Here is a 23,706-nt window from a genome sequence, read left to right on the forward strand (position 1 = left end):
CCCCCGGCCGGTCGCAAACGGGAACCCGTAAGCGGCCCCGTCATTGGCTCAGACATGAAGGCTCTGATCGTCCCGTTCGTGCTCGCTTTGCTGCTCGTCGGTTGTCGCGAGATCGCCACCGAAACGGGGGAATATCGACCGACCGAGGCAGGGACGGTGGATCATGCGCTTTGCCTGCTCGGCTTCACGGGCATCCCGCTGACGGAGCTGCTGACGGGGCATCATCTCGTAGAAGCGACCGTCAACGGACGGCCCGGCCATTTCGTGCTCGACACCGGCGCCAATCTCAGCGTGCTGGACGCCGCCCATGTTCAGGATTTCGGCTTATCCGGAGACACGGCGGCGCCCGGCGCCGCGATCGGGCTGGGCGGCACGATGAAGGCGCGCCAGCTGTCGGTCGACAGCCTCGCCATCGGCCCGGTGGCGATCCGTCAGCGATCGATGGCGGTCGCGGATCTATCGCAGTTGACCGATGTGCTGAGGCCGTTCGCCGGAGGGACGCCCATTCACGGCATCATCGGACACGATGTGATGGAGGAGCATCGGGCCGTGATCGATGTTGCGGGGCCGGTCCTCTACCTGATCGAGCCTGACGAGGCTCCGGCCCCGGTGCCGGTCGGACGATGCCTCGCCGACGAGGAAAGCCCGCCGCCCTCCAACCGATGATTTCTGGTTCGCATCGGGCGTCTTTCCGCTTAGTCTCCCCTCGTGGAGTTCGACGATTCCTTCGACGATGCGCCCGCCGTGGCGGAGGCGGAACGGCTGACGCTGGACCTCGACGGGTGGGAAGGGCCGCTTGATCTGCTGCTCACGCTGGCGCGGACGCAGAAGGTCGATCTTGCCAAGATCTCGATCCTGGCGCTTACCGAGCAATATCTCGCTTTCATCGCCGATGCGAAGCGGCTCCGCCTCGAGATCGCCGCCGACTATCTCGTGATGGCGGCCTGGCTCGCCTATCTCAAATCCTGCCTGCTGCTGCCCAAGGATCCGGAGCAGGACCCGAGCCCGGAGGAATTGGCGCTTCGTCTCCAGCTTCGGCTGCAGCGGCTGGGTGCGATGCGCGAGGCGGGAGCGCGACTGCTGGCCCGCGATCGGGTCGGACGCGACGTGTTCCTGCGCGGCGCACCGGAGGGGCTGCGCGTCGTCCGCAAGGCGGCGTGGCAGGCCGAGCTCTACGACCTGATCTCCGCTTATGGCTCCGTGCGCGCACGGACCGAGCCGGCGGTGCATATCGTTTCGCGGCGGCCGGTGATGACCTTGGAGGAGGCACTGCAGAGGGTCGAGCGGTTGATCGGGGCGAGCCTTGAGTGGGCGACGCTCGAATCCTTTCTCCCCGACACCCAGGATGCGGAGTTCCGCCGCTCGGCGCTCGCCTCCAGCTTCGTCGCCAGCCTCGAGCTGGCGCGGCAGGGAAGGATCGAGCTCGATCAGCGATCCGCCTTTTCGCCGCTCTTGATCCGGGCCGCATGAAAGAGCTGCCGGACGACATCCGCGCCGTCGAGGCGACTCTGTTCGCCGCCGAGGAGCCGATGACGGAGCGGGAGATCGTCGATTATGTCGGCGAGGGCGTCGATGTAGCGTCGGCGCTGCAGGTGCTGGCGGAGCAATATGCCGGCCGCGGCATCAATCTCGTCGAGCGAGGCAAGCGCTGGCATTTCCAGACCGCGGCCGACATGGCCCATATATTGCGGCGGGAGCGGGACGAGGTGAGGAAACTCTCCCGCGCCGCGGTCGAAACCCTCGCCATCATCGCCTATCACGAGCCGGTCAGCCGCGCCGAGATCGAGGCGATCCGCGGCGTGCAGATTTCCAAGGGCACGCTCGACGTGCTGATGGAGGCGGGCTGGGTGCGGCCGGCCGGACGCCGCGAGGTGCCGGGGCGGCCGCTCATCTACGCCACGACTGCAACCTTCCTGCAGCATTTCGGCCTTAGCAGCCGGCGCGATCTTCCGGGGATCGACGATCTGAAGGCCGCCGGACTGCTCGATCCGATCGATGCGGCGATGGAGCAGCTAGAACTGGAAACGCAGCGTGATGAGGACTAGGTAAGTCCTCAAGCGTAATCGGAGATTTTGAAATGGGTGGTCTCAGCCTCTGGCATTGGCTCGTCGTCGGCGTCATCATCTTGCTGCTGTTCGGCAAGGGCCGTTTCTCCGACATGATGGGCGATGTCGCCAAGGGCATCAAAAGCTTCAAGAAAGGCATGAGCGAGGACGAGGAGAAGCCGGCCGAGCCGCGCCGCATCGAGGGTGGCCGCACGGTCGATGCCACTCCCCCCGTCGAGCGCAGCCCTGTCGTCGACCCGGAAGAACGGCGCGAGCCCTGATCGGCTCGCCTGAAGGGCGGGGCTGAATGTTCGATATTGCACCTACCGAGCTGTTGATCGTCGCCCTGGTCGCGCTCGTCGTGATCGGGCCCAAGGACCTGCCGCGCGTGATGCGCACCGTCGGCAACTGGGTCGGCAAGGCACGGGGCATGGCGCGCCACTTCCGTTCCGGCCTGGATACGATGATGCGCGAGGCCGAGCTCGAGGAGATGGAGAAGAAGTGGAAGGCGGAGAATGAGCGCATCATGCGCGACTTCCCCTCCGCCGCCCCGCCCGCTCCGCCGTCATCGACCAGCCAGGACTCGGCGGCCTCGCTGCCCGAGGGTCAGATGCCGCCGCCTCGCGACGGCGACGATCGGCGGGAACTGCCATGAGGGACGTGGACGACAGTCGCGCTCCCTTGATGGACCATTTGATCGAGTTGAGGCGGCGGCTGATCTGGTCCTTCGCGGCGCTGTTCGTCGCTTTCGGCGTCTGCTTCTACTTCGCCGACGACATCTTCGCCTTCCTGGCGCAGCCGCTCGTCGACGCTTTCGGCCCGGGCGAGGGCAAGCTGGTCTACACCAAGCTCTATGAGGCCTTCTTCGTCGAGGTCAGGGTCGCCTTCTTCGCCGCTTTCTTCCTCGCCTTCCCGGTCATCGCCAATCAGATATGGGCCTTCGTCGCGCCGGGACTCTACGCCAAGGAGAAGCGCGCCTTCCTGCCCTTTCTGATCGCCACGCCGGTGCTGTTCGTGATGGGCGGAGCACTGGCTTACTATGTAGTGATGCCGACCGCGTTCCGCTTTTTTCTTGGCTTTCAGGGTAATCTCGGGGGCATCGAGCAGGAAGCGCTGCCCTCGATCGGCGAGTATCTCAGCCTCGTCATGCACTTCATCCTGGCGTTCGGCATCGCCTTTCTGCTGCCGGTGCTGCTGATGCTGCTGGAGCGGGCCGGTATCGTCACCCGCGACCAGCTGAAACGCGGGCGGCGCTACGCCATCCTCGTCGCCTTCGTCATCGCCGCCGTGGCGACGCCGCCGGACGTTCTCTCCCAGTTCATGCTCGCCGTGCCCCTCATCCTGCTCTACGAACTGTCGCTTATCGCCATCTGGTTCACCGAGCGCCGGCGGGTCCGGGAAACAGGGACGGAGCTGCTTTGAAGGACCGGGGCCCGCCGTTTCTCGAACCCGATAATGCAATGCTGGCGGTCAAGCACCCGCTCGACTGGATGAAACCGGCGCCGCCCCGGCAAGGCTGCCGCGTCACGCCGCTGGTCGAGGCGGCCGACATGTATCCCCGGCTGGAGCGGCTGGTGCTGAACGCGACGCGATCGGTCTGGCTCTCCTTCCGCATCTTCGATCCGGACACCAAGCTCCGTTCGGAGGAGGCGAAGGCGCTTGGCCTTGCCGACTGGTCCGAGCTTCTCGCCCACACCGTCAGGCGCGGTGTCGAGGTCCGCATCCTCCTTTCCGATTTCGAACCGGTGCTCGCCGACTATCTGCACGCCGGCTCCTGGTGCACTTATTGGGCGATCCGCAACATATTGGAGAGGCTGGAGGAAGAAGAGCGCGAGCGGCTCCAGCTCATCATCATCCAGCATGAAGGCGAGATGGGCCGGGGCTGGCGGCAGCTGCTGCACTTCTTGCTCCGCCGCCGCATCCGCAAGGTGGTCGAAAAGCTCCTGCAGAAGACGTCGCACGACGATGGCGGTCTCGATACCCGGCCGGGCCTGTGGCGCCATGTCGAATGGGAGGAAGAGAAGGCGCAGGGCTGGAAGGCCGCTCCGCCGCCCCGTCTCTGGCCCGCCACCTATCATCAGAAATTCGTCGTGATCGACGGCGAGAAGGCGATCATCGGCGGCCTGGACCTCGACGAGCGGCGCTGGGACGACCGCCGCCATCACCAGCGCGCCGACCGGACCTGGCACGACATCTCGGCGCTGATCGAGGGACCGGCGGTGGCCGATGCTGAGTGCCATTTCGCTCGCCTCTGGAATCGCGAGATGCCGCGCTATCGCGCCACCGTCGCCGAGTGGATCGACGGCTGCGGCCGGGAGCTGATGCTCGATCCCCTTACGGAGATTGGCGACGCGGACCAAAACAATGTGTCATCCCGGCGGAAGCCGGGACCCAAGAACACTAAGGAAGCCGGAATCGCTCGGCATAATTTGGACAAGTCGAGTTCTTGGGTCCCGGCTTCCGCCGGGATGACGGATAAGGCGACGGTTCAACTCGCCCGGACGATGTCGCTGAAGTCGGACGGCCTGTTCGCCATCGGCCCGAAGCCCGGTATTCGCGAGTTGAAGGCGGCGCACAAGGCGGTGATCCTCTCCGCCCGGCGCCGGCTATACATCGAGGGCCAGTTCTTCCGCTCCAACGCCGCCGCCGACTGGATCGAGGCGGCGCTCCGGGCCAGCCCCGAACTGGAGGTGATCATCCTGGTCGCCAACGCGCCGGAGGAAATCGCCTTCGAAGGCCAGACCGACAATCTGGCGCATCGCCATGGTGAGCATCTTCAGGCCCGAGCGTTGGGCCGGCTGCTTCGAAAGGCGGGGCCTAACCGTATCGGCCTGTTCACCCTCGCCAAGGACGAACCCGTCAAGCCCAGCGAGGAAAAGTTCGAGGACACCCGCGGAACCGCCTTCGGCTCCGGCCTCATCCACATTCATTCCAAGCTGCTGATTGCCGACGATGCGGCCTGCCTGCTGTCCTCGGCCAATATCAACGGCCGCAGCTTCGAATGGGATACGGAGCTGGGCTTCATCTGGACCGAGCCGGGCGACGCCATCGCCGCCTTCCGCCGCAGCCTCTGGAAACAGCTGTTCGGGGGGTCGGTCGCCGCCGATCTCGACCTCGAAGGCTGGCGCGACATCGCCCGCCACAACAGCACCGCCGATCCCGGGCACCGCCGGGGCTTCGTTATCCCCTACCAGCTCGGCCGCGCCCGCCGCTTCGGGCGCCCCTACTGGTTCATCCCCGACGATCTGGTCTGAATGGGCAAAAGGCGCCGCCCGATGGACGGCGCCTTTTACGGATTAGTCACTCTCCAAGAAGGTCAGCAGTCGACGCCCTCGGCGCAATCCTCGACGGCGTCGCCGACGGATTCGACGTCTTCACCGGCTCCCGCGATCGTGTTGCAGGCGGCGAGGGCAAGGCTGCTCGATAGAGCGAAGACCGCGAAAATCTTACGAACCATCATCTCTCTCCTAAAGTTCGACGCGCGACGATACTCGGCGTGCGAAGGTGAGGGATAAATGCGTGTCGCTGCGGCTTGGTTCCACCCGCGTCACAAGCGGACGATGGCCGGATTCCCGTAGAAGATGGCCCGAAAAATGTAGAGCCCGGAGCGCCACCGGGGGGGGGAGGTTGGCGCATCCGGGCTCATGTTCTGGATAGCGAGAGCGGGGGGGCAAAAGGTCACTATCCGAAGATCAAAACGAGGGAGGGCGGCCCCGGTTCCCCGCCCATCCCGAAAAATTTTTCGTTCGTCGCGGAAAAGGTCGGTGCCTCTGAGGAAAGGCAACTGTCCTTTGTGTCGACGGTTGTCCTTTGATGGAGGAACAGATGAGAAAACCGCCCAAAACGCCGCCCCATTCCGATCTCGACGGAGTCGCCGAGGACGAGAGAAACAATGTCGATGCGGCTATCAAATCGGGACAGGACAGCGGCGATCTGGCCAGGGCGAAGGATAAGTCGGTTGGCCGCCCACGCTATGTCGAAGACGAGGAGAGCCGTGACGACCGCACCAAATAGGCTCCGGCTCTAGCCTTGATCGACGATCGCGATGTCGAGAGAATAGCGCCCCCTCTCGGTGTCGCGTTCAAGGGCCGAGCGGAGCTGGCGCGAGAGGCCGATGACGACCCGATCGAAGCGCTCGATCAGCGCTTCGTCGCAGGCAAGCTCTCCCTTGAGGCTATCCGACTCGATTGTCAGCCGAGCGGTTCGTGTATCGCTACCGACCAGCGAAATCGTAACCAAGCGGGCGTTGCAGAACATCGCGAATTCGACGAGTTCGGTGATCAGGAAGGCCACTGAAACGGCAACGTCCTGCGTCACGAACAAAGGTTCGATGTCGATCCGGATGGCCATGCCGGCCGCCGAAGCTGGCGCGGTGGCGCGCAGGTTGGCACCCAGTTCCGATATGAGCGGCCTTACCGCGACGCCGCGATTCTCCTCAAGCTCGGCATAGTGATTGCGATGCACCACGGCGAGCGCGTCCACCCGTCGCTGGATCGAAGCATAGGCGGCGGCGACCTCCTCGTTGAGTGAGGCCCGCGCATGAAGATTGAGGAGGGACGCCACCACCTGAAGATTGTTCTTCACGCGATGATGAACCTCACGCACCAGGCGAGCCTGGCGCTCGATGCCGGCTTCCAGCTCCGCCTCGTGCTGCGCCACGATGTGCACCACTCGCTCGAAGGCGCGGCCGAGATCGTTGATTTCGCGCGCCGGCGTTCTCAGCGCCGGGAGATCCACATGCCGATCCCCGGGCTGGTAGGCCGCGATCGCACGCTGCATCCTCAACAGCGGCCGCAATAGCAAGCGGTCGAGAACGATCCAGCCGATGAAGGCGGCTAACATCCACATCAGCACGGGAAGCAGGGTCATCAGCAGTTCCGCCGCCGTGACGGGCAGCTCGCCGAGTGCGATGCGCATGTGGAGCCGATCGTCGACGATAGACACCGTACCGGTCACGGTATTGACCAGGGGCCCGGGTTCGTAGCCGTCCCGGAGCTGCATTTCTCGCCCGCCCCCGATGAGGGTCAGATCGAAATTACCGTCGGTTCCAGGGAGATAGGTCAGATCCGCCAAGGCTTCCCGCGAGAATTCGCCGATGCCCTCGAGCCGGCCGGAATCGTCGAACAAGGCAAAGCGCAACGCCTCTCCATTTTCGCTGATCTCGATCAGAGACCGTTTCCCGTCGGCGGGGGCAACCGCCGGTGGGACGAAGCCGGGGGTGGTGCAGCGAAGGTTGTTGTCGCTTCCATAGAGCGCGAAGCGGCCGGGCCAGGTCTGGGCGCGGTGGAGCCGGAGGAGCGTGCTCTGGCAGACGCCGGAACCGACCGGGGTCAGGGCGATCGCCGCGCTGGCGGCGCGGATCGTGCTGGCGCTTCGCGACAGGAGCGAGCTGACTCGCTGCGCCTTTATGTCGAGATGGGATAGGGTTTGCTGGGCTCGGTCCGTATTATTGTCGCGGGCGCTCTCGATCGAGGCGAGTATGGCGATGAGCCCGAGCGGCGCCAGGCCCAGGCTCAGGATCAGAAGCATCTTCAGTCCGGTAGAAAGGTCGGCGAACCGAGATGCAAACCAGCCTTTATCGTCTTCCACGCTGCGCCAATTGTCCCCCGAGCGGGCGCTAGCCAAGTTTGCCGAGGAGATCGAGCATTTCTGGCGGGATTTCCTCCTCCACCGTGCGCTGATAGACCGTTCTCAAGGCGAGGCCGAGTTCCGGCATGTCGGCCCGCTTGTCTTCCTGTCTGGACGGGTTCGTGATCTCAGCCTCGGTGGAATGATTGGATTTGCGCCGGCGGTCGCCGTCCTTATCATGCTCGAAAGTCAAAACAATTCACCCCTCGCGGCAGAACCGCGCCCGCTGAAATAAAAAATATCTGCGCCGATCCCGGCTCCTGCCGGGCTGCCTGAACAGACCCCACTTATGCAGACGTTTTGTAATAGTCCGCGTGGCGATGGAAACAAAAAAGTCGCCCATTGGTTCCATTGCATCGAGAGGGAGCGGGCCGGGCCGTTTTCTTTCGCATGTCACACGTCTTGGGCGGTTCCGCGGCGCGGGGTTGCCAAGGGCGGATCAGCCAATCACAACACCGGCAAGATTTATTCAGGAGTCGTAACGAATATGTCGCTCGGCCAGGACCTCGCGCCCCACCTCCCATTTCTCCGCCGCTACGCCCGCGCCCTCACCGGCAGCCAGGGTCATGGCGACGCATTCGTCCGAGCGACCCTGGAGGCGATCGTGGCCGCGCCCGACGATTTCCCGCGCGACGTCGATCCCCGTCTCGGCCTTTATCGCACCTTTCACGCCATCTGGTCGTCGGCGCACATCGAGGACGAGCCGGCCGATACCGGCCGGGACCAGCCGGAAGGGATCGCGCAGGCGCGTCTGGCGCGGATCACCCCACTGTCGCGGCAGGCGCTCCTCCTCACCGCGATGGAAGGCTTCACCCCGGAGGATGCCGGTTATCTGATCGGCGCGTCGGCGGAGGAGGTTGAGAGCCTGGTCGCCGAAGCACTGGCCGAGATCGAGCGTCAGACCCGAGCAGAGGTCCTCATCATCGAGGACGAGCCGATCATCGCCATGGATATCGAGACGATCGTGCGCGACCTCGGCCACAGCGTCACCGGCGTTGCGGTGACTCGTGACGAGGCCGTGTCGCAGGCGATGGCGAAGCGGCCGGGACTGGTTCTCGCCGACATTCAGCTCGCTGACGACAGCTCGGGCATCGACGCGGTCAAGGACATCCTCTCCGAATTTTCGGTGCCGGTCATCTTCATCACCGCCTTTCCGGAGCGGCTGCTGACCGGCGAGCGGCCGGAGCCGACCTTCCTCATCACCAAGCCGTTCCAGCGGTCGACGGTGAAAGCAGCGATCGCGCAGGCTCTGTTTTTCGACAGCGCGACTGTTCCGGCCGGATAACCACCGAAGGGAACTTCGCCACGGCGGCGGGCGTTGCGGTGTCAGGGTTCAACTCTTGAGGGAAGCCGCGCGCTTATGGATGAACGCGAACAGCATATAGGCAAGACGGAGGCGAGGGCGGGCACCACGCCTCACATGACGCGTTACATTCTGCCGATATCGACCCTTCTCGTCGTGATTCTATTCGCGCTGATCGTGTTTCTCTGGCTCTAGCCGCAGAATCTGCGCGCTCGCACTGGCGGCAGCCACGTCGCCTTCCTAAGTCATCAACACCATTCCACCGGGGGCAACCTGATGGCCGGCCACAAGCCTGCAACGACAGACGAGCAAGAGGAGCGCCGGGAAGATCCGGTGCCGCTGCCCGACAATGAATTCAAGGACCAGCTCGCCCAGGTGATCCCTCATCTTCGCGCCTTTGGGCGCTCTTTGTCCGGCAGCCGCGATCTGGCCGACGATCTGGTACAGGAAACGCTGCTCAAGGCCTGGGCCGCGCGGAAGCGCTTCCAGGCCGGCACCAACATGCGCGCCTGGACCTTCATCATCCTTCGCAATCTTTTCCTGTCCCAGATGCGACGCGCCCGCTTCAAGGGCGAATGGGACGAACTCACGGCGTCGAAGCTGCTCGCCGCGCCGGCGAGCCAGGACCGCCACGTTGAACTCGGCGACATGCAGCGGGCGCTGATGCACCTGCCGCAGCCGCAGCGCGAGGCGCTGATCCTCGTGGGCGCGGGCGGCTTCGCCTATGAGGAAGCGGCGGAAATCTGCGGCTGCGCGGTCGGAACGATCAAGAGCCGGGTCGCCCGCGGCCGGGTTGCGCTGGAGACGCTGTTGGCCGAAGGCAAGCTACCGTCGCGGCGCGATCATGAAACCGACGCCGACAAGACGGCGCTGCAGTCGATCATGAGCGAGGTGGACGATCTTAGCCGGGACCGGGATCCCGCCGACTAATCAAGCTTGGCGAGCAGCGCCTCGAACTCATCGAGCGACCGCATCTCGCCATCCATGGCGAAAGCTTCGCGCAAGGCATTCCCGACACCGGCATGGACGGTGGGCGGCGCCACCTTCACGAAACGCCTCGAGGAAGCATTGACCATCGCTTCTTTGCTCGGATTCATCGTATTCACGCGGGTTAGAACGCATTTTGTTCTTGCCGGTTGCAAAAGTTGCGCTGCGCTAACGGAACGGGTCTGATTTGTTGCATGACGGTGACACTCGAAAATCGGCCACTGGACCCGGCCCTGAGGCGGGCGGAGGCGCATTCCACGTTTCTCGCCCGCCAGCTGGAAATGGGCGGGGATTGGGTCGAGGCGCTTCGTTCGGACGACATCGAGACCGCGCTGGATCGAGCTCGGGCGAGCGGCGTCGAGGCGCCCGACGTCGGCTCCGCCTTGCGCCGCCAGCGGGCGGCGACGGCGCTCGTGCTCGGCATTGGCGATCTGGCGGGTGTCCTCCCGCTCAAGCGGGTAACGGCCGAACTGTCCGATCTCGCCGACCGCGCGCTTGAACTGGCGCTGCAGGCCGCGGTCGCGGACCGCACGCCCGATGCGACGCCGCAAGGGTTCGCGATCATCGCCCTCGGCAAGCTCGGCAGCCGCGAGCTCAACTATTCCTCCGACGTCGACCTGCTCTTCCTGTTCGATCCGGCCACCCTCCCCGTGCGGCCCGGCGAGGAGCCGGCGCGGGCGGCGGTGCGCATCGGCCAGCGCGTCGTCGAACTGATCCAGAAGCGGGAGGGGGACGGCTATGTCTTCCGGGTCGACCTCAGGCTTCGGCCTTCGCCGGAGGCGACGCCGCTGGCGCTGCCGGTGAACGCGGCGATTTCCTATTATGAATCGAGCGCACTGCCATGGGAGCGGGCCGCCTTCATCCGCGCGCGGTGCGTGGCCGGAGATCGAGGGCTGGGGCGCTATTTCCTCGACGCGATCCACCCGTTCATATGGCGTCGAAGCCTGGATTTCGGCGCCATCGGCGAGCTTCGTTCGATCACCCGGCGCATCCGCGACCATTATGCCCAGGGACAGGCTTTCGGCCCCGGCTACGATCTGAAACGCGGCCGTGGCGGCATTCGCGAGATAGAATTCTTCGCGCAGATCCATCAGCTTATCCATGGCGGCCGCGAGCCGGGCCTGCGGGCGCCGGGGACGCTCGATGCGCTGTCGGCGCTGGCCGAGGCGGGGCGCATCTCCGGCGGTGAGGCGGCCGACCTTGCCGAGGCCTACCGGTTTTTCCGCACCATCGAGCATCGGCTCCAGATGGTCGACGATCGGCAGACCCACAGCCTTCCCGTGAGTGGCGACGCGCTCGACAATGTCGCGCGTCTTCATGGGCTGGGCGATGGCGCGGCGCTGCTGGCACGGCTCCGCCCGCATGTGGAACGGGTGGCCGCCATCTATGATGAGTTGGACGAGGGCAGTGGCGAGCGCCTGCCCCGCGATCCGGCAGCCCTCGAGGAACGGCTGAGGACGGCCGGGTTCGATGATCCCATGGCCGGGCGCCTGAGGATCGAAAGCTGGCGTTCGGGCAAGGCGCGGTCGCTGCGCGCGGCCGCCGCCAGCGACGCTTTCGAGGCGATGCTTCCGGCATTGGTCGATGCCTTTGGCGCCTCACCGGACGGGATGCGGGCGATGAACCGCTTCGACGATGTCGTCACCAAGCTGCCGAGCGGCGTCAATTTCTACCGGCTGCTGCAGGCGAGGCCGGGGCTCATGCAGCTTCTCGCCACCGTGTTGAGCCACGCCCCCGCGCTCGCGGAGCAGCTCGGCCGGCGGCCGGAGCTGCTCGACGGTCTGATCGACGCGAGCGCGCTGGAGCCGGCCCGGTCGGTCGAGGCATTGGCGCAAGACTTTGCGCGGGCGGACCGGTACGATGAGGATTATCAGTGGCTGCTCGACCGGGTTCGACGCCGCGTCAACGGAACGCGCTTCGCTCTTGGCGTGCAGCTCGTGGCGGCGCGCAGCGATCCGCTCGAGGTCGCGGGTGGCTATGCGCGGGTGGCGGAGGCGGCCATCCGGGTGCTGGCCGATGCCACGGTCGCAGAATTCGAGGCCGCGCATGGACGGGTCCCGGGGTCGGAGCTTCTCATCCTGGGGCTGGGCCGACTGGGCGGCGAGGCGCTGACGCATGCCTCGGACCTCGATCTCATCTATCTTTTTTCGGGCACGCACGAGGCGCGATCGGACGGACCGAGGCCGCTCGGCGCCACCGACTATTTCAATCGCCTCGCGCCGCGGGTGAGCGCCGCCTTGTCCGTACCGACTGCGGCCGGGCCTCTCTACGATGTTGACACCCGCCTCCGCCCCTCCGGCCAAGACGGCCTTATCGCCGTGTCGCTGCCTAGCTTCGCCGAATATCAGCACGAGCGCGCCTGGACCTGGGAGCATATGGCCTTGACCCGGGCGCGGCCGGTCTATGGCTCGGACGAGGGCCGTGCGGCGCTCCAGAAGGTGCTGGACGGCATTTTGCTGCGGCCTCGAGACGCGGCACTCGTCACCGCCGATGCGGCGAAGATGCGGGCCGAAATGGCCGCCCACAAGCCCGCCAAGGGGCCCTATGACATCAAGTTGGGGGATGGCGGGCTGGTCGACCTCGAATTCGCCGTCCAGGTGCTCCAGCTTCGCCATGGAGTCGGTCTCCACCCGCGGCTGGACCGAGCCATCGCGGAACTCGCCGCCGAGGGCCTCATCCCCTCCCAAATCGAGGAGGCGCACCAGCTCCTCACGCGGATGCTGGTGACGTTCCGCCTGGTATCGCCCGCGTCCGACGTGCCGCCCGAGGCGACGCGTCCGCTCGTGGCCCGAGCTTGCGGCATGCCCGACTGGGAAAGCCTGCTTGCGGCGCATGACGAAGCCCGGCACAGGATTTTGGAGCTGTGGCGCGATATCGCCGCCGACAAAGGAGACTGACGATGCTGGCCGAAGGCGATCCCGTACCCAATGTCGCGCTGGAGGGGATGGAGGGGAAACCCGTCCGTCCCGCGGACTTCAAAGGCCAGAAACTGGTCCTTTATTTCTACCCGAAGGACGACACGTCCGGCTGCACGCGCGAGGCGCAGGACTTCACAGCGCTCGCCGAGGAGTTAGAAAAGGCCGGCACATGGATCATGGGCGTATCGAAGGACGATGCGAAGAAGCATCGCAAGTTCATCGACAAATACGACCTCAAGGTGCCGCTCGCGACCGACCCCGACGGTTCCGTGTGCGAGGCGTTCGGCACCTGGGTCGAGAAGTCCATGTACGGCCGCAAATATATGGGCATCGAACGCGCGACCTTCCTGATCGACCGGGACGGAGTCATCAAACGCGTCTGGCGCAAGGTGAAGGTGCCCGGCCATGCCCAGGAAGTGCTGGCGGCGGCGCGCGAGCTCCCATAGCGGCCGGCAAGATAGGGAAAACCGAAACTCGACACCCTCGTTCCGGAAGTTTACCGATCCGAGATGATGTTGATCGAGGCTTATCTGCCGGCCCTGATGCTCGCCGCGACCCCACTCCCCACCACCTTGGATGTGGTAGAGAGCGACGCGGAGCCGAGTGCTCTCGCCGCCGCCTTGCCCGAGCCGGCACGGCGGATGATCGACACCGCCATCGCCGACGGGGACGCCAAGGCCGCAGCCGCCGTGATGGACGTGGCGCGGAAATCCTATCCCCAGGCGGTCGCCGAGATCGACGTGATCGAGGCCGCCTGGCGCCACCGGTTGGCGGAGGAAAAGGCGCGGCAGGAGGCGGAAGCGCTTCGGCAGCTCGCATCCGCGCCCCTGTTCGATAATTGGAAGGGCCAGGTGGAGCTGGGCGCGTCCCGATCCACCGGCAATACCAGCAATTTCGGGCTCTACGGAGCCTTCAGCGCGCAGCGCAAGGGTATCGACTGGAGTCACAAGCTGGTCGCCCGCGCCGACATCCAGCGGACAAACGGGACCACGACCACCCAGCGCGTGCTGGCTTCGTGGCAGCCCAATTACGTCGTGCAGGATCGGCTCTATGGTTTCGGCCTTGCGCAATATGAGCATGACCGGTTTCTGGGCTACGAGAACCGCTACACGCTGGGCGGCGGCCTCGGCTACGGCGTTATCGACTCGAGCGCGGTGACCTTGGACCTGGAAGGCGGCCCCGCCTTTCGCCTCACCGACTTCACGGCCGGAGCAACGGAACCGACCCTGGCCGGGCGCGCGTCGCTGGATTTCGCCTGGAAGATCACGCCGACGCTGCAGTTCAGCCAAAAGGGCTCCCTGTTCCTGGAATCAGAAGATGGCAGCGCCAGCGCGCTCACCGCGCTCGACACCAAGCTAATTGGATCGTTGAAGGCGCGCTTTTCCTACAATGTCCAATATGAGCGCGGGACGCCGCCGGGGGTCGACCCCGTCGATACGCTGAGCCGCGCAACGCTGATCTACAGCTTCTAGATGGGGCGGTTTCGTACTGGCCCGTGCTGGGAACGCTGATGGCAGACGCGCACGCCCCGCCGCCCATTGTCGAGAGAGCACCGCGCCGGGCGCTCGGCTTCTGGATGTGCCTGGCCCTGGTGATGGGCAACATGATCGGCTCCGGCGTCTATCTGTTGCCGGCGAGCCTCGCGCCCTACGGCTGGAACGCGGTGCTGGGCTGGGTCTTCACGGTCGGTGGGGCGCTCTGCCTCGCCTATGTGTTCAGCCGGCTGGCGCAGGCCTTGCCGAGTGTGGGCGGTGCCTACGGTTTTGTGCGAAGGGGTTTCGGACCGTTCGCCGCCTTCCTCGTGGGGCTTACCTATTGGATGTCGGTGTGGATCGCGAACGCGGCCATTTCGATCGCGGCGGTTAGCTATCTGAGCATTTTCGCGCCGGGCATAGCGTCGGTTTCGGGGCTGCCGGCCGGACTCGCCGTCGCCCTAGTCTGGGCGGTGACGTTCGTCAATCTCTTCGGGGCGCGCTCGGCCGGCGGGTTTCAGCTCGCGACGATGGTGCTGAAGCTGCTGCCGCTTCTTGCCGTGATCGTGATCGTCCTGCTCTTCGTAGGCGGCATGGACGGGGCGGAGGTGCAGCCCTTCCGCGCCGCCGACATCACGGCCCCTGCCGTCACCGCCACCGCGGCCTTGACCCTATGGGCGATGCTCGGCTTCGAGTCCGCGTCGATCCCGCAGGGCAAGGTCGACCGGCCTGACATCACCATCCCGCGCGCTACGATGGTGGGGACGCTGCTGGTGGGTTTGATCTACATCGTCACCTGCTCGGCGATCATCCTGATGTTGCCGGCCGAGCAGGTCGCGCAGTCAAGTGCTCCCTTCGCCGACTTCATCGAGCGTTATTGGGGGCACGGGCCGGCCCTGCTCATCGCCTTGTTCGCCGCGATCAGCGCCATCGGCGCGCTGAACGGCTGGGTGTTGATCCAGGGCGAACTGCCGCTCTCGATGGCGCGGCGCGGGAGCTTTCCGCGCTGGTTCGGAATCACCGACCGGAACGACACGCCGAGGCGGGGCCTAGTCCTCTCGAGCGCCCTCGTCAGCATTCTCATCATGATGAACTACAGCCGGACGATGGCGGACTTGTTCACCTTCATGGCGTTGCTGTCGACGGCGGCGACGTTGGTTCTCTACCTCGCCTGCGCCGCCGCCAGCCTGCGCCTCACCGCCACCGGCGAGATGCCGCGCTCGGTGCCGTTCCTGATCATCGCCGCGCTCGGCCTGGTCTATGCCCTCTGGACCTTTTACGGCGCCGGCCTGGAGGCAACGGGATGGATAGCCGTCCTGCTCGCGCTCGGCGTGCCGCTCTACTTCCTGACGCCTCGCTCAGCCGCGGCGAATGAGGCGGCCGAATAGCGAGCGGTCGGCGAGTATCTCTTGCGCTGCATTGTGGCCGGGCGCACCGGTGACTCCGCCGCCGGGATGCGTGCCGGCGCCGCACATATAGAGGCCTTTCACCGGCCCCCTGTAGGCGGCGTTGCCGAGCACCGGACGAGCCGACCAGAGCTGGTCCAGCGTCATGTTGCCGTGCATGATGTCGCCGCCGATAAGACCGAACTTGCGCTCCAGGTCGAGCGGCGAGAGGATCATGCGGCCGAGCACCGACGCCTTGAAACCCGGCGCGTAGGTTTCGACCGTGTCGATGATGGTGTCGGCTGCCGCCTCGCGATGCTCGTCCCAGTCCAGCTCGGGATCGAACTGCTGGCAGAAGAGGCTGGCGACATGTTGTCCCGGCGGAGCGAGGCTGTCGTCGACGGTGGATGGGATCAGCATCTCGACGATCGGCCGCTTCGACCAGCCATGCCGCTTCGCGTCGGTGAAGGCCTCGTCCATATAGTCGAGCGTGGGGGCGATGATGATGCCGGACTGGTGGTGCTCGCCCGGTTCGGGAAGGGAGGTGAAGCGCGGCAGCTCGCAGAGCGCCACGTTCATCCGGAAGGTCCCGGAGCCGGCCTTGAACGCCTTGATGCGGCGATGGAACTCGGGGGTGAGGTCCATGGGGTCCATCATCCGCTCGTAAAGCAGCTTCGGCCCGACATTGGCGATGACGGTGTCGGCGTGGATTTCTTCGCCGCTCTCCAGCCTGACGCCCGCCGCCTTGTTGCCGTCGACGAGGACTCGGGCGACCGGCGTTTCCAGGCTGATCTCGACGCCGGCTTCGCGGCACACTTTGGCCATCGCCTGGGTGATCGCGCCCATGCCGCCGACGCTGTGGCCCCAGGCGCCACGCTTGCCATTCACCTCTCCGAAGACGTGATGGAGGAGGACATAGGCCGAACCCGGCGTGTCGGGGCTGGCATAGTTGCCGACGACCGCGTCGAAACCGAAGGCCGCTTTCACTGGCTCGCTCTCGAACCAGCTGTCGAGGAAGGTCCGCGCGCTCTTCACGAAAAGGTCGAGCACGTCGCGCTGCTGGCCGAGCGGCATCCGGGCGAGGCGCCGTCCCTGGCGGGCGCCATCGAGCAACGTCTTCAAACCGTCGCCGAGATTAGGCGGCGTCTGGAGTGCGAGGTCGCGCAGCACGTCCGCAACATTCTCCAGCGCATCATAATAAGCTGGCAGGGCCCTCGCGTCCCTCGTGGAGAATTTCCGGAACTCCGCCTGGGTGCGCTCCAGCCCCCCGCCGAGCTTCAGATAGCCGCCATCCTCCTGAGGCAGGAAATTGGAGATGGGCCGCTCGATGACCTTGTAGCCCTGGTCGACGAGCTTCATGTCGCGAATGACCTTGGGCTGGAGCAGGCTGACCGTGTAGCTCGCGACCGAGTTTCGAAAACCGGGATGGAACTCTTCGGTCACGGCCGCCCCGCCGACTATGTCGCGCCGCTCGACGATGCGAACCCTGAGGCCAGCCCGGGCAAGGTAGAAGGCGCAGACCAGGCCGTTATGGCCGGCGCCGATGATGATCGCGTCGTAGCTCTTGGTCATCTCTACCCCTACTCGTTGCCAGCGAAGGCTGGCATCCATGCTGCACCAGTTCGGACCCCAGCTTTCGCTAGGGTGCCCCATCGTCAATTCACGGCATTAACAGCCCCACGCTGGCTCCACCCCGGCGCGGGCGGCTCGTGCAGCCTGGCTTCGGGAATGAGCCCACGCATCTTCCGGCAGAAGCTTTTTAGGCAGACTTCCTCGTCGCTGAGCGGCCCCACGGTGAAGCTCCTCGACTGCATCCCCGCCTGCACACGAGCGATCAGGGCGGTGTCTTCGGCATTCACCTGCCGGTTGATCCGCCAGTTGAGATAGCGCGCCGCCTTCATCTCGCGCCGCTCGTCGGGCAGGGCGTAGCTGATCTCGCGGATCAGCGTCTCGGTGGGCGAGACGGGGAGGAACTGCATGAAATCGATCTGGTCGGGATAGATGTCGAAGGCGACATTGGGCCAGAGCTTGAAATAGAGCCACAGGCGCTGCGCGTCCTCCGGCAAATGCGGGACTTCGGGCAGCAAGGACTGATACGTCCGTTCCGACAGATTGGGGGAGGGCTGATCGACCAGCGCGCCCCACATCCGGTCGACATTCTCCTCCGCCTCGATACCGTAGCCGCGGCCGAACAGCCGGGTGAGGCCAGGGTGGGCGATCGGGATGTGGAGGCCGTCCGAATAATTGTCGGCCACGTTCTTCCAGTTGACCGGGCGGGGGCGGAGCGTGACGCGGCCAAGCGCCTCCAACTCCTCGAAGCGATAGGGGGCGATCCGGTCCTCATAGGGCGCCATCATATCCCTGACGGATGGCCCGCCGCCTTCCAGCCGCACGAAGACGAAACCGCGCCACACTTCCATTTCCACCGGAGCGAGGCCGCTATTGGCCGGGTCGAGCGTCGGATAGCCGCCCTTTCCCGGCACGCCGGCCAGCGTCCCGTCCAGATTGTAGGTCCAGGCATGATAGGGGCAGACCAGCTTCTTTGCGCAGCCGGAGCTTCCGTCGACGATCCGGGAGCCTCGGTGGCGGCAGACATTGGTGAACGCCCGCACCGCGCCATCCTTGCCGCGCACCACGATGATGCTTTCGCCCAGGAATTCGAGCGTGTGCCATTGGCCCGGCTCGGCGATGTCGCTCAAATGGCAGACGACCTGCCAACTCGGCCGCATCACCCGCTCCATTTCGACGCGGAAGAATTCGGGGTCGCGATAGATCCAGGCGGGCAGGCTCCAGCCTTCGTCGGGATCGACGTCCGGCGCCCCGTTGATGCGCTGCACTTCCGCCATGATCGTCTCCAGCTTTTGCACGATCGTATAATATCGACTATGATGGCGCAATGGCGAGAGCGGCCGCAAAGCGGGAAAGCGCCGACTTCCGGCGTCAATCCCTCATCGAAGCGGCCGCGGACTGCCTCGCCGACAAGGGCGTGGCGGGAACATCGGTCCGCACCATCTGCGCTCGTGCAGGCGTTTCGCCGGGGCTGCTCAGGCATTATTTCGAAGGCATCGGCGACCTCATCGCCGCCACCTATCGCGATGTGACGGAGCGGGTTTCCCGCTCGTTGGCGGCGGCGGAAGGGGAAGCGGGACCGGAGCCTCGTCAGCGCCTGATCGCCTTTGTCACCGCCAGCTTCCGCCCGCCGATCGCGGACCCCAAGCTTCTCGCCACCTGGCTGGCCTTCTGGAGCCTGGTGAACACCCGCCCGGCCATCGCCGCCATCCATGGCGAAACCTATCGCGGCTATCGCGAAGGGCTGGAGCGGCTTCTCGCCGGCTGCGGCCTCGATCCCGCCGAGGTGCGGCCCGCGGCGATCGCGCTCACCGCGCTGGTTGACGGCCTTTGGTTGGAGCTCTCGCTAGACCCTTCCACTTTCACTCCGGCGGAGGCCAGCGCCATCGCCGTGCGGTGGGTGGATAACTGGCTGGGTCCATTGCAAACGGCTTGCTGAGCAGCTGCATGCCTGGCTCGAGATGCTCGTTGGAAATCGCCGCGGCTCATGATGCCGACGACCGAGATTCAGCAAACCGATCGTTTGCATTCGAGGTTCCAACTTGGAAACGGGGGGCGGAGTTTGATCCGGCCTATCTCTATCTCGACCGCCGCAGGCGTTGAGCAAGGCGCTTACGCAAGTTCCTTCAGAGGAATGTCTGCATTCGCGATCCTGCTCGCGTCCGGCGAAAGACCTTCGAGCACGAGCTTTCGGCCTTGGACATAATCCTTGACGGCGTTGATGCAGTCCAAGGCGATCACTCGCCCTTGCTTCAGATACACGGCGGAAAAGCTCCGGGTGGCGGGATCGCCCCGCACGATGACCCGGTCGTGGTTGGTCGAGAGGCCCACCGTCTGCAGCTTCAGATCATATTGGTTGGACCAGAACCAGGGCATCGCCTCGTAAGGCTGGGCTTCTCCGGCAATGGCCCGCGCGGCCACGGTGGCCTGGTCGTTGGCGTTCTGGACGGACTCCAGGCGCAGGCGCAGCCCGTCGGCGAACCGGTTCTCGTGCGATGCGCAATCTCCGATCGCGAAGACATCCGGCAAGCTCGTGCGGCAGTAGGCGTCGACCTCGATGCCGTTGCCGCCGACGGCCCCGGCCTCGAGCAGCGGCTCGACCGCCGGGACGATGCCAATCCCGACAATGAACATGTCGGCCGGCACTTCGCTGCCGTCGCCCAGGCGCACTCCCGTCGCCGCGCCGCCTTCGCCGGTTATGCACTCGACGGCGATGCCGGTCCGGACGTCCACGCCATGAGCGCGATGCTCTGCCTCGTAGAAACGGGACACGGGCTCGCCGGCGACCCGCGCGAGGACGCGGTCGAGCGTTTCGAGCAGGACGACCTGCTTGCCGAGCTTGGTGAGCACGGCGGCCGCCTCGAGGCCGATATAGCCGCCGCCGATCACCGCGACGCGCCGGACGCTGTCCAGTTCCGCGATCATTCCGTCGACGTCGGCGCGGGAGCGCACGGAGTGGATCCGGCTTAGCTCGCTGCCGCTGCACGTCAGCTGGCGGGGCTTGCCGCCGGTGGCCCAGACCAGGGATCCATACTGGATTTTTGATCCATCCTCGAGCGTCACGACATGGGCCGCGGCATCGACAGCCGTGGCCCGCCGCCCGAGCAGCATCGATACCTCGCGCTCCTCCCAGAAGTGCTGGGGCCTGATCGCCAGTCGTTCGAACGGCTTCTCCCCGGCGAGATATTCCTTGGAGAGGGGAGGGCGCTCATAGGGGTATTCGGGCTCGTCTCCGACGATCGCGATGCTTCCGCCGAATTTGAGCATCCTGAGCGCAATCGCTGCCTGCGCCCCGCCATGCCCGGCTCCGACGATCAACACATCAAACCGATCCACCTGCCGTCACTCCTCTAGTTCACGTTTCTGGCCGCGTGATAATCCAGTCAAACATTCCGCCGGCCTCTCGACCAGTGCGCCACGATCAAGGTCAGAATCAAATGATAGCCATCTGAAACAAGCGCGGACACGACACGGCGGCGGCGCTCTTGACCTTCCAGTTACTGTAAGCTCCACTTCCGAGGCACCATATGCGATTCGGAAGGTGCGAAGTGGAAACGAAGAACTGCTGCCACGGCCATAGCCATGAAGGTCACGCCCACCAGGGAGCTCAATCCGGCGGCGGCGCGGGCGCTCATCCTGGACATCACTACCGCGACGGTGAAAGCAGCGCCAATGTGATCGATCCGGTCTGCGGGATGACCGTGGACCCGGTGACCACGCCGCATCACGCCGAGCATGAAGGGCAGGCCTATCATTTCTGCTCCGCCAAATGCCGGGAGCGGTTCATTGCCCGTCCTGAGTTCTTCCTCGATGCGGCGCCGCCGACCCCGGCCGCCGGAGGTGAAGACCTAGTCTACACCTGCCCGATGCATCCGGAGATCGAGCAGATCGGACCCGGCACCTGCCCGATCTGCGGCATGGCGCTGGAGCCCAAGGGCATCTCCCTGGCCGATGGCCCGTCGGAAGAATATCTCTACATGCGCCGGCGTTTTATCGTCTCGGCCGTGCTTTCGGCACCACTCGCCATATTGGTCATGCTCCGCCATTTTGTGCCGGCGACGGTCGAGTTCGCCGGCGGCCGGACGCTCGACTTCATAGAATTGGCGATGGCCACGCCGGTCGTTCTGTGGGGCGGCTGGCCCTTCTTCGTGCGCGGCTGGCAGAGCGTCGTCCGCCGCCGGTTCAACATGTTCACCCTCATCGCTTTGGGCACGGGCGTGGCCTGGGCCTATTCGATGGTCGGCGCGCTCGCGCCGCACATTTTCCCGCCGTCCTTCCGCGGACATGATGGCGGCGTCGGCCTCTATTTCGAGGCTGCCGCAGTCATCGTCACCCTCGTCCTGCTCGGGCAGGTGCTCGAACTGCGCGCACGGGAACGCACGGGCTCGGCCATCAGGGCGCTTCTCGATCTGGCGCCGAAGACGGCCCATCTGATCGACGGCAAGACGGATCGAACGATTCCGCTGGATCTGGTGAAACTGGGCGATCGGCTGAGGGTGAAGCCGGGCGAGGCGGTCCCCGTCGACGGTGTCGTGGTCGAGGGCAGCTCGGCCCTCGATGAGTCCATGCTGACCGGCGAGCCGCTTCCCGTCTCGAAGTCGATCGGCGACGAAGTCACGGGCGGGTCCATCAATGGCGATGGGTCCTTCATCATGAAGGCTCAGCGCGTCGGTTCGGAGACGATGCTGGCGCGCATCGTGCAGATGGTCGCCGAGGCCCAGCGCAGCCAGGCGCCGATCCAGAAGAAGGTCGACCAGGTTTCGGGCTGGTTCGTGCCGGCCGTCATCGCCGTGGCTGTCCTGGCTTTCATCGTCTGGTCGTTCGCCGCGCCGCCGCCGAGCGTTCCCTTCGCGCTGGTGGCCGCCGTGTCGGTGCTCATCATCGCTTGCCCCTGTGCCTTGGGCCTGGCGACGCCGATGTCGATCATGGTCGGCGTTGGAAAGGGTGCCCAGGCGGGCGTGCTCATCAAGAATGCCGAGGCGCTGGAGCGGTTCGCGGCCGTCGACACCATTGTCGTCGACAAGACGGGCACCCTCACCGAGGGCAAGCCCGCTCTGGTGGCGGTCGAACGGGCGGCCGGCCAGGACGAAAATGAGCTGCTGACCCTTACCGCCTCGCTGGAGCGCTCCAGTGCGCACCCCTTGGCGCATGCGATCATCGCTGGAGCGGAAGCCCGATCGCTTGACCTTCTGCCGGTCGACGGCTTCGAGTCCGTCTCGGGCAAGGGGGTCGTCGGGCAGATCGAGGGCCGCCGCGTGGCGATCGGCAATGCGGCATTGATGCAGGCGGAAGGCGCCGATCAACCCGATCTTGCGGACGCGGCAGGGCGCTATCGGGACGAGGGTGCCACCGTCATGTTCGCGGCGATCGACGGCAGGTTCGCGGGCCTGGCCGCCGTTGCCGATCCGATCAAGCCGACCACGGCGCGCGCCGTCGAGCTTCTTCACAAGGAAGGCCTCCGGGTGATCATGCTTACCGGCGACAACCGAAGGACCGCCGAAGCCGTGGCCAGGAAGCTCGGCATCGATGAGGTGATCGCGGACGTGCTGCCGCAAGACAAAGACGCCGTCATCGACCGTCTCAAACGCGAAGGCAGGGTGGTCGCCATGGCCGGCGACGGCGTCAATGATGCGCCTGCGCTCGCCCGGGCCGACATCGGCATCGCCATGGGGACCGGCGCCGACGTCGCCATGGAGAGCGCTGGCGTCACTCTGGTGAGGGGCGACCTGATGGGGCTCGTTCGCGCCCGGCGGCTCTCGCGCGGCGTCACCCGCAACATTCGCGAGAACCTCTGGTTCGCCTTCGGCTACAACGCGCTCGGTGTTCCGATCGCGGCAGGGGTTCTCTACCCGATCACCGGCCTGCTGCTTAGCCCGATGATCGCCGCACTGGCGATGAGCCTCTCGTCCGTTTCGGTGATCGGCAATGCGCTCCGCCTGCGGACACTGGACCTTGAGGGACAGCCATGAACATCGGCCAAGCTGGAGACCTGTCGGGCCTGCCGCCCAAGACGATCCGCTACTATGAGGATATCGGGCTCATCTCCTCGGCGCGGCGGGATAATGGCTATCGCGACTATTCGATGAGAGAGGTTCACGAGCTGCGCTTCATCGCGCGGGCTCGAAGCCTCGGCTTCACCGTCGAAGAGTGCCGCCACCTTCTCGAGCTTTATCGCGACAAGGGAAGGGCCAGCTCCGAGGTCCGGGAAGCGGCGCTTTCGCACGTGGCGACGATTCGGGCCAAGATCGGCGAGCTGCAGGCGATGGAACATACGCTGACCGAGCTGATCGAGCGGTGCGCGGGCGACGGCAGGCCCGACTGCCCGATCATCGAGGAACTGTCCGGCGAACGCCCATCCCCTTCCAGGGCCGAGACCTCGAAACGGATCAACTGAAAGGG

24 protein-coding genes are annotated in these 23,706 nt (G+C 65.4%); 17 read left to right on the forward strand and 7 right to left on the reverse strand.

Annotation, left to right across the window (positions count from 1 at the left end):
• Window positions 1-54: 54 nt before the first annotated feature.
• Genes DF286_RS10180 through DF286_RS10210 form a run of 7 tightly spaced genes read left to right on the forward strand, consistent with a single transcriptional unit; the run spans window position 55 to window position 5,299 of the window.
• A complete protein-coding gene (locus DF286_RS10180) occupies window positions 55-666 on the forward strand; it encodes a retropepsin-like aspartic protease family protein (RefSeq protein ID WP_158274661.1) in 612 nt (203 codons plus the stop codon).
• Between the two features lie 42 nt (window positions 667-708).
• Entirely contained in the window at window positions 709-1,470 is a 762-nt protein-coding gene (locus DF286_RS10185) for a segregation and condensation protein A (protein ID WP_109271329.1), read from the forward strand.
• Window positions 1,467-2,045 carry an SMC-Scp complex subunit ScpB gene (gene scpB, locus DF286_RS10190; protein WP_109271330.1) on the forward strand — a complete coding sequence of 193 codons (579 nt, stop codon included), beginning with the start codon at window positions 1,467-1,469 and terminating at the stop codon, window positions 2,043-2,045. The genes DF286_RS10185 and scpB overlap by 4 nt, the downstream gene beginning before the upstream one ends.
• A 32-nt stretch (window positions 2,046-2,077) precedes the next feature.
• Window positions 2,078-2,326, forward strand: coding sequence for a twin-arginine translocase TatA/TatE family subunit (locus DF286_RS10195; protein ID WP_109271331.1), 249 nt, complete (start codon window positions 2,078-2,080; stop codon window positions 2,324-2,326).
• 26 nt (window positions 2,327-2,352) lie between these two features.
• Window positions 2,353-2,700 carry a Sec-independent protein translocase protein TatB gene (gene tatB, locus DF286_RS10200; RefSeq protein ID WP_109271332.1) on the forward strand — a complete coding sequence of 116 codons (348 nt, stop codon included), beginning with the start codon at window positions 2,353-2,355 and terminating at the stop codon, window positions 2,698-2,700.
• A complete protein-coding gene (gene tatC, locus DF286_RS10205; protein ID WP_109271333.1) occupies window positions 2,697-3,467 on the forward strand; it encodes a twin-arginine translocase subunit TatC in 771 nt (256 codons plus the stop codon). Before tatB ends, tatC begins: the two co-directional genes overlap by 4 nt.
• Before the next feature lie 38 nt (window positions 3,468-3,505).
• A complete protein-coding gene (locus tag DF286_RS10210) occupies window positions 3,506-5,299 on the forward strand; it encodes a phospholipase D family protein (RefSeq protein ID WP_109271334.1) in 1,794 nt (597 codons plus the stop codon).
• A 62-nt stretch (window positions 5,300-5,361) separates the two neighbouring features.
• Here DF286_RS10210 and DF286_RS10215 read toward each other — a convergent pair whose 3' ends face one another.
• Complete coding sequence (locus tag DF286_RS10215; RefSeq protein WP_170303953.1) at window positions 5,362-5,502, reverse strand: entericidin A/B family lipoprotein; 141 nt, start codon at window positions 5,500-5,502, stop codon at window positions 5,362-5,364.
• A gap of 368 nt (window positions 5,503-5,870) precedes the next feature.
• Between DF286_RS10215 and DF286_RS10220 the strand changes: the two genes are divergently transcribed.
• Window positions 5,871-6,059 (forward strand): hypothetical protein, encoded by a 189-nt coding sequence (locus tag DF286_RS10220; RefSeq protein WP_109271336.1) that lies wholly within the window; start codon window positions 5,871-5,873, stop codon window positions 6,057-6,059.
• 9 nt (window positions 6,060-6,068) lie between these two features.
• Here the strand turns inward: DF286_RS10220 and DF286_RS10225 are convergent, their stop codons facing one another.
• Window positions 6,069-7,634: a sensor histidine kinase gene (locus DF286_RS10225; protein ID WP_146193598.1), complete on the reverse strand. Its 1,566-nt coding sequence runs from the start codon at window positions 7,632-7,634 to the stop codon at window positions 6,069-6,071.
• Window positions 7,635-7,662: 28 nt separating this feature from the next.
• On the reverse strand, window positions 7,663-7,866 hold the full coding sequence (locus DF286_RS15420; protein ID WP_109271338.1) for a NepR family anti-sigma factor: 204 nt from the start codon (window positions 7,864-7,866) through the stop codon (window positions 7,663-7,665).
• Window positions 7,867-8,160: 294 nt separating this feature from the next.
• Here DF286_RS15420 and DF286_RS10235 point away from each other — a divergent pair, with 294 nt between their 5' ends.
• Together DF286_RS10235 and DF286_RS10240 are read left to right on the forward strand one after the other, a co-directional pair.
• Complete coding sequence (locus DF286_RS10235; protein ID WP_109271339.1) at window positions 8,161-8,958, forward strand: response regulator; 798 nt, start codon at window positions 8,161-8,163, stop codon at window positions 8,956-8,958.
• Between the two features lie 294 nt (window positions 8,959-9,252).
• A complete protein-coding gene (locus tag DF286_RS10240) occupies window positions 9,253-9,906 on the forward strand; it encodes a sigma-70 family RNA polymerase sigma factor (RefSeq protein WP_109271340.1) in 654 nt (217 codons plus the stop codon).
• On the opposite strand, the gene DF286_RS15150 is transcribed toward DF286_RS10240, so the two are convergent.
• Entirely contained in the window at window positions 9,903-10,073 is a 171-nt protein-coding gene (locus tag DF286_RS15150; protein ID WP_158274662.1) for a hypothetical protein, read from the reverse strand. The genes DF286_RS10240 and DF286_RS15150 overlap by 4 nt on opposite strands.
• 84 nt (window positions 10,074-10,157) lie before the next feature.
• On the opposite strand from DF286_RS15150, the gene DF286_RS10245 reads away from it, so the two are divergent.
• From DF286_RS10245 to DF286_RS10260, 4 genes are all read left to right on the forward strand, one after another.
• Window positions 10,158-12,860, forward strand: coding sequence for a bifunctional [glutamine synthetase] adenylyltransferase/[glutamine synthetase]-adenylyl-L-tyrosine phosphorylase (locus DF286_RS10245; RefSeq protein WP_109271341.1), 2,703 nt, complete (start codon window positions 10,158-10,160; stop codon window positions 12,858-12,860).
• Window positions 12,861-12,862: 2 nt separating this feature from the next.
• Window positions 12,863-13,327, forward strand: coding sequence for a peroxiredoxin (locus DF286_RS10250; RefSeq protein ID WP_109271342.1), 465 nt, complete (start codon window positions 12,863-12,865; stop codon window positions 13,325-13,327).
• A gap of 66 nt (window positions 13,328-13,393) precedes the next feature.
• Window positions 13,394-14,353 (forward strand): DUF481 domain-containing protein, encoded by a 960-nt coding sequence (locus DF286_RS10255; protein ID WP_207790025.1) that lies wholly within the window; start codon window positions 13,394-13,396, stop codon window positions 14,351-14,353.
• A 38-nt stretch (window positions 14,354-14,391) separates the two neighbouring features.
• Complete coding sequence (locus DF286_RS10260; protein ID WP_109271344.1) at window positions 14,392-15,741, forward strand: amino acid permease; 1,350 nt, start codon at window positions 14,392-14,394, stop codon at window positions 15,739-15,741.
• Here DF286_RS10260 and DF286_RS10265 read toward each other — a convergent pair.
• Together DF286_RS10265 and DF286_RS10270 are read right to left on the reverse strand one after the other, a co-directional pair.
• Window positions 15,712-17,310, reverse strand: a complete 1,599-nt coding sequence (locus DF286_RS10265) for a phytoene desaturase family protein (RefSeq protein WP_109271345.1) — start codon at window positions 17,308-17,310, stop codon at window positions 15,712-15,714. The two genes, DF286_RS10260 and DF286_RS10265, sit on opposite strands and share 30 nt — an antisense overlap.
• Before the next feature lie 83 nt (window positions 17,311-17,393).
• A complete protein-coding gene (locus DF286_RS10270) occupies window positions 17,394-18,584 on the reverse strand; it encodes an aromatic ring-hydroxylating oxygenase subunit alpha (protein ID WP_109272135.1) in 1,191 nt (396 codons plus the stop codon).
• 50 nt (window positions 18,585-18,634) lie between these two features.
• Between DF286_RS10270 and DF286_RS10275 the strand changes: the two genes are divergently transcribed.
• Window positions 18,635-19,246 (forward strand): TetR family transcriptional regulator C-terminal domain-containing protein, encoded by a 612-nt coding sequence (locus tag DF286_RS10275; RefSeq protein ID WP_109271346.1) that lies wholly within the window; start codon window positions 18,635-18,637, stop codon window positions 19,244-19,246.
• A gap of 173 nt (window positions 19,247-19,419) precedes the next feature.
• On the opposite strand, the gene DF286_RS10280 is transcribed toward DF286_RS10275, so the two are convergent.
• Window positions 19,420-20,643 (reverse strand): NAD(P)/FAD-dependent oxidoreductase, encoded by a 1,224-nt coding sequence (locus tag DF286_RS10280; protein ID WP_109271347.1) that lies wholly within the window; start codon window positions 20,641-20,643, stop codon window positions 19,420-19,422.
• 212 nt (window positions 20,644-20,855) lie between these two features.
• Here DF286_RS10280 and DF286_RS10285 point away from each other — a divergent pair, with 212 nt between their 5' ends.
• Both DF286_RS10285 and cueR read left to right on the forward strand, forming a co-directional pair.
• On the forward strand, window positions 20,856-23,276 hold the full coding sequence (locus DF286_RS10285; protein ID WP_481125053.1) for a heavy metal translocating P-type ATPase: 2,421 nt from the start codon (window positions 20,856-20,858) through the stop codon (window positions 23,274-23,276).
• Complete coding sequence (gene cueR / locus DF286_RS10290) at window positions 23,273-23,701, forward strand: Cu(I)-responsive transcriptional regulator (RefSeq protein ID WP_109271349.1); 429 nt, start codon at window positions 23,273-23,275, stop codon at window positions 23,699-23,701. Before DF286_RS10285 ends, cueR begins: the two co-directional genes overlap by 4 nt.
• Window positions 23,702-23,706 lie beyond the last annotated feature (5 nt).

The organism is Sphingosinicella humi (assembly GCF_003129465.1).
GTDB classification, from domain to species: domain Bacteria; phylum Pseudomonadota; class Alphaproteobacteria; order Sphingomonadales; family Sphingomonadaceae; genus Allosphingosinicella; species Allosphingosinicella humi.

Bases quoted from the DNA above. Each gene is read 5' to 3' on its own strand.
- DF286_RS10260 (WP_109271344.1), top strand. From the start codon at position 14,392: ATGGCAGACGCGCACGCCCCGCCGCCCATTGTCGAGAGAGCACCGCGC.
- DF286_RS10240 (WP_109271340.1), top strand. From the start codon at position 9,253: ATGGCCGGCCACAAGCCTGCAACGACAGACGAGCAAGAGGAGCGCCGG.
- DF286_RS10220 (WP_109271336.1), top strand. From the start codon at position 5,871: ATGAGAAAACCGCCCAAAACGCCGCCCCATTCCGATCTCGACGGAGTC.
- cueR (WP_109271349.1), top strand. From the start codon at position 23,273: ATGAACATCGGCCAAGCTGGAGACCTGTCGGGCCTGCCGCCCAAGACG.
- DF286_RS10255 (WP_207790025.1), top strand. From the start codon at position 13,394: ATGTTGATCGAGGCTTATCTGCCGGCCCTGATGCTCGCCGCGACCCCA.
- tatB (WP_109271332.1), top strand. From the start codon at position 2,353: ATGTTCGATATTGCACCTACCGAGCTGTTGATCGTCGCCCTGGTCGCG.
- DF286_RS10265 (WP_109271345.1), bottom strand. From the start codon at position 17,310: ATGACCAAGAGCTACGACGCGATCATCATCGGCGCCGGCCATAACGGC.
- scpB (WP_109271330.1), top strand. From the start codon at position 1,467: ATGAAAGAGCTGCCGGACGACATCCGCGCCGTCGAGGCGACTCTGTTC.
- DF286_RS10215 (WP_170303953.1), bottom strand. From the start codon at position 5,502: ATGGTTCGTAAGATTTTCGCGGTCTTCGCTCTATCGAGCAGCCTTGCC.
- DF286_RS10195 (WP_109271331.1), top strand. From the start codon at position 2,078: ATGGGTGGTCTCAGCCTCTGGCATTGGCTCGTCGTCGGCGTCATCATC.
- DF286_RS10235 (WP_109271339.1), top strand. From the start codon at position 8,161: ATGTCGCTCGGCCAGGACCTCGCGCCCCACCTCCCATTTCTCCGCCGC.
- DF286_RS10210 (WP_109271334.1), top strand. From the start codon at position 3,506: ATGCTGGCGGTCAAGCACCCGCTCGACTGGATGAAACCGGCGCCGCCC.
- DF286_RS10180 (WP_158274661.1), top strand. From the start codon at position 55: ATGAAGGCTCTGATCGTCCCGTTCGTGCTCGCTTTGCTGCTCGTCGGT.
- DF286_RS10245 (WP_109271341.1), top strand. From the start codon at position 10,158: ATGACGGTGACACTCGAAAATCGGCCACTGGACCCGGCCCTGAGGCGG.
- DF286_RS10270 (WP_109272135.1), bottom strand. From the start codon at position 18,584: ATGGCGGAAGTGCAGCGCATCAACGGGGCGCCGGACGTCGATCCCGAC.
- DF286_RS15150 (WP_158274662.1), bottom strand. From the start codon at position 10,073: ATGAATCCGAGCAAAGAAGCGATGGTCAATGCTTCCTCGAGGCGTTTC.
- DF286_RS10275 (WP_109271346.1), top strand. From the start codon at position 18,635: ATGGCGAGAGCGGCCGCAAAGCGGGAAAGCGCCGACTTCCGGCGTCAA.
- tatC (WP_109271333.1), top strand. From the start codon at position 2,697: ATGAGGGACGTGGACGACAGTCGCGCTCCCTTGATGGACCATTTGATC.
- DF286_RS10250 (WP_109271342.1), top strand. From the start codon at position 12,863: ATGCTGGCCGAAGGCGATCCCGTACCCAATGTCGCGCTGGAGGGGATG.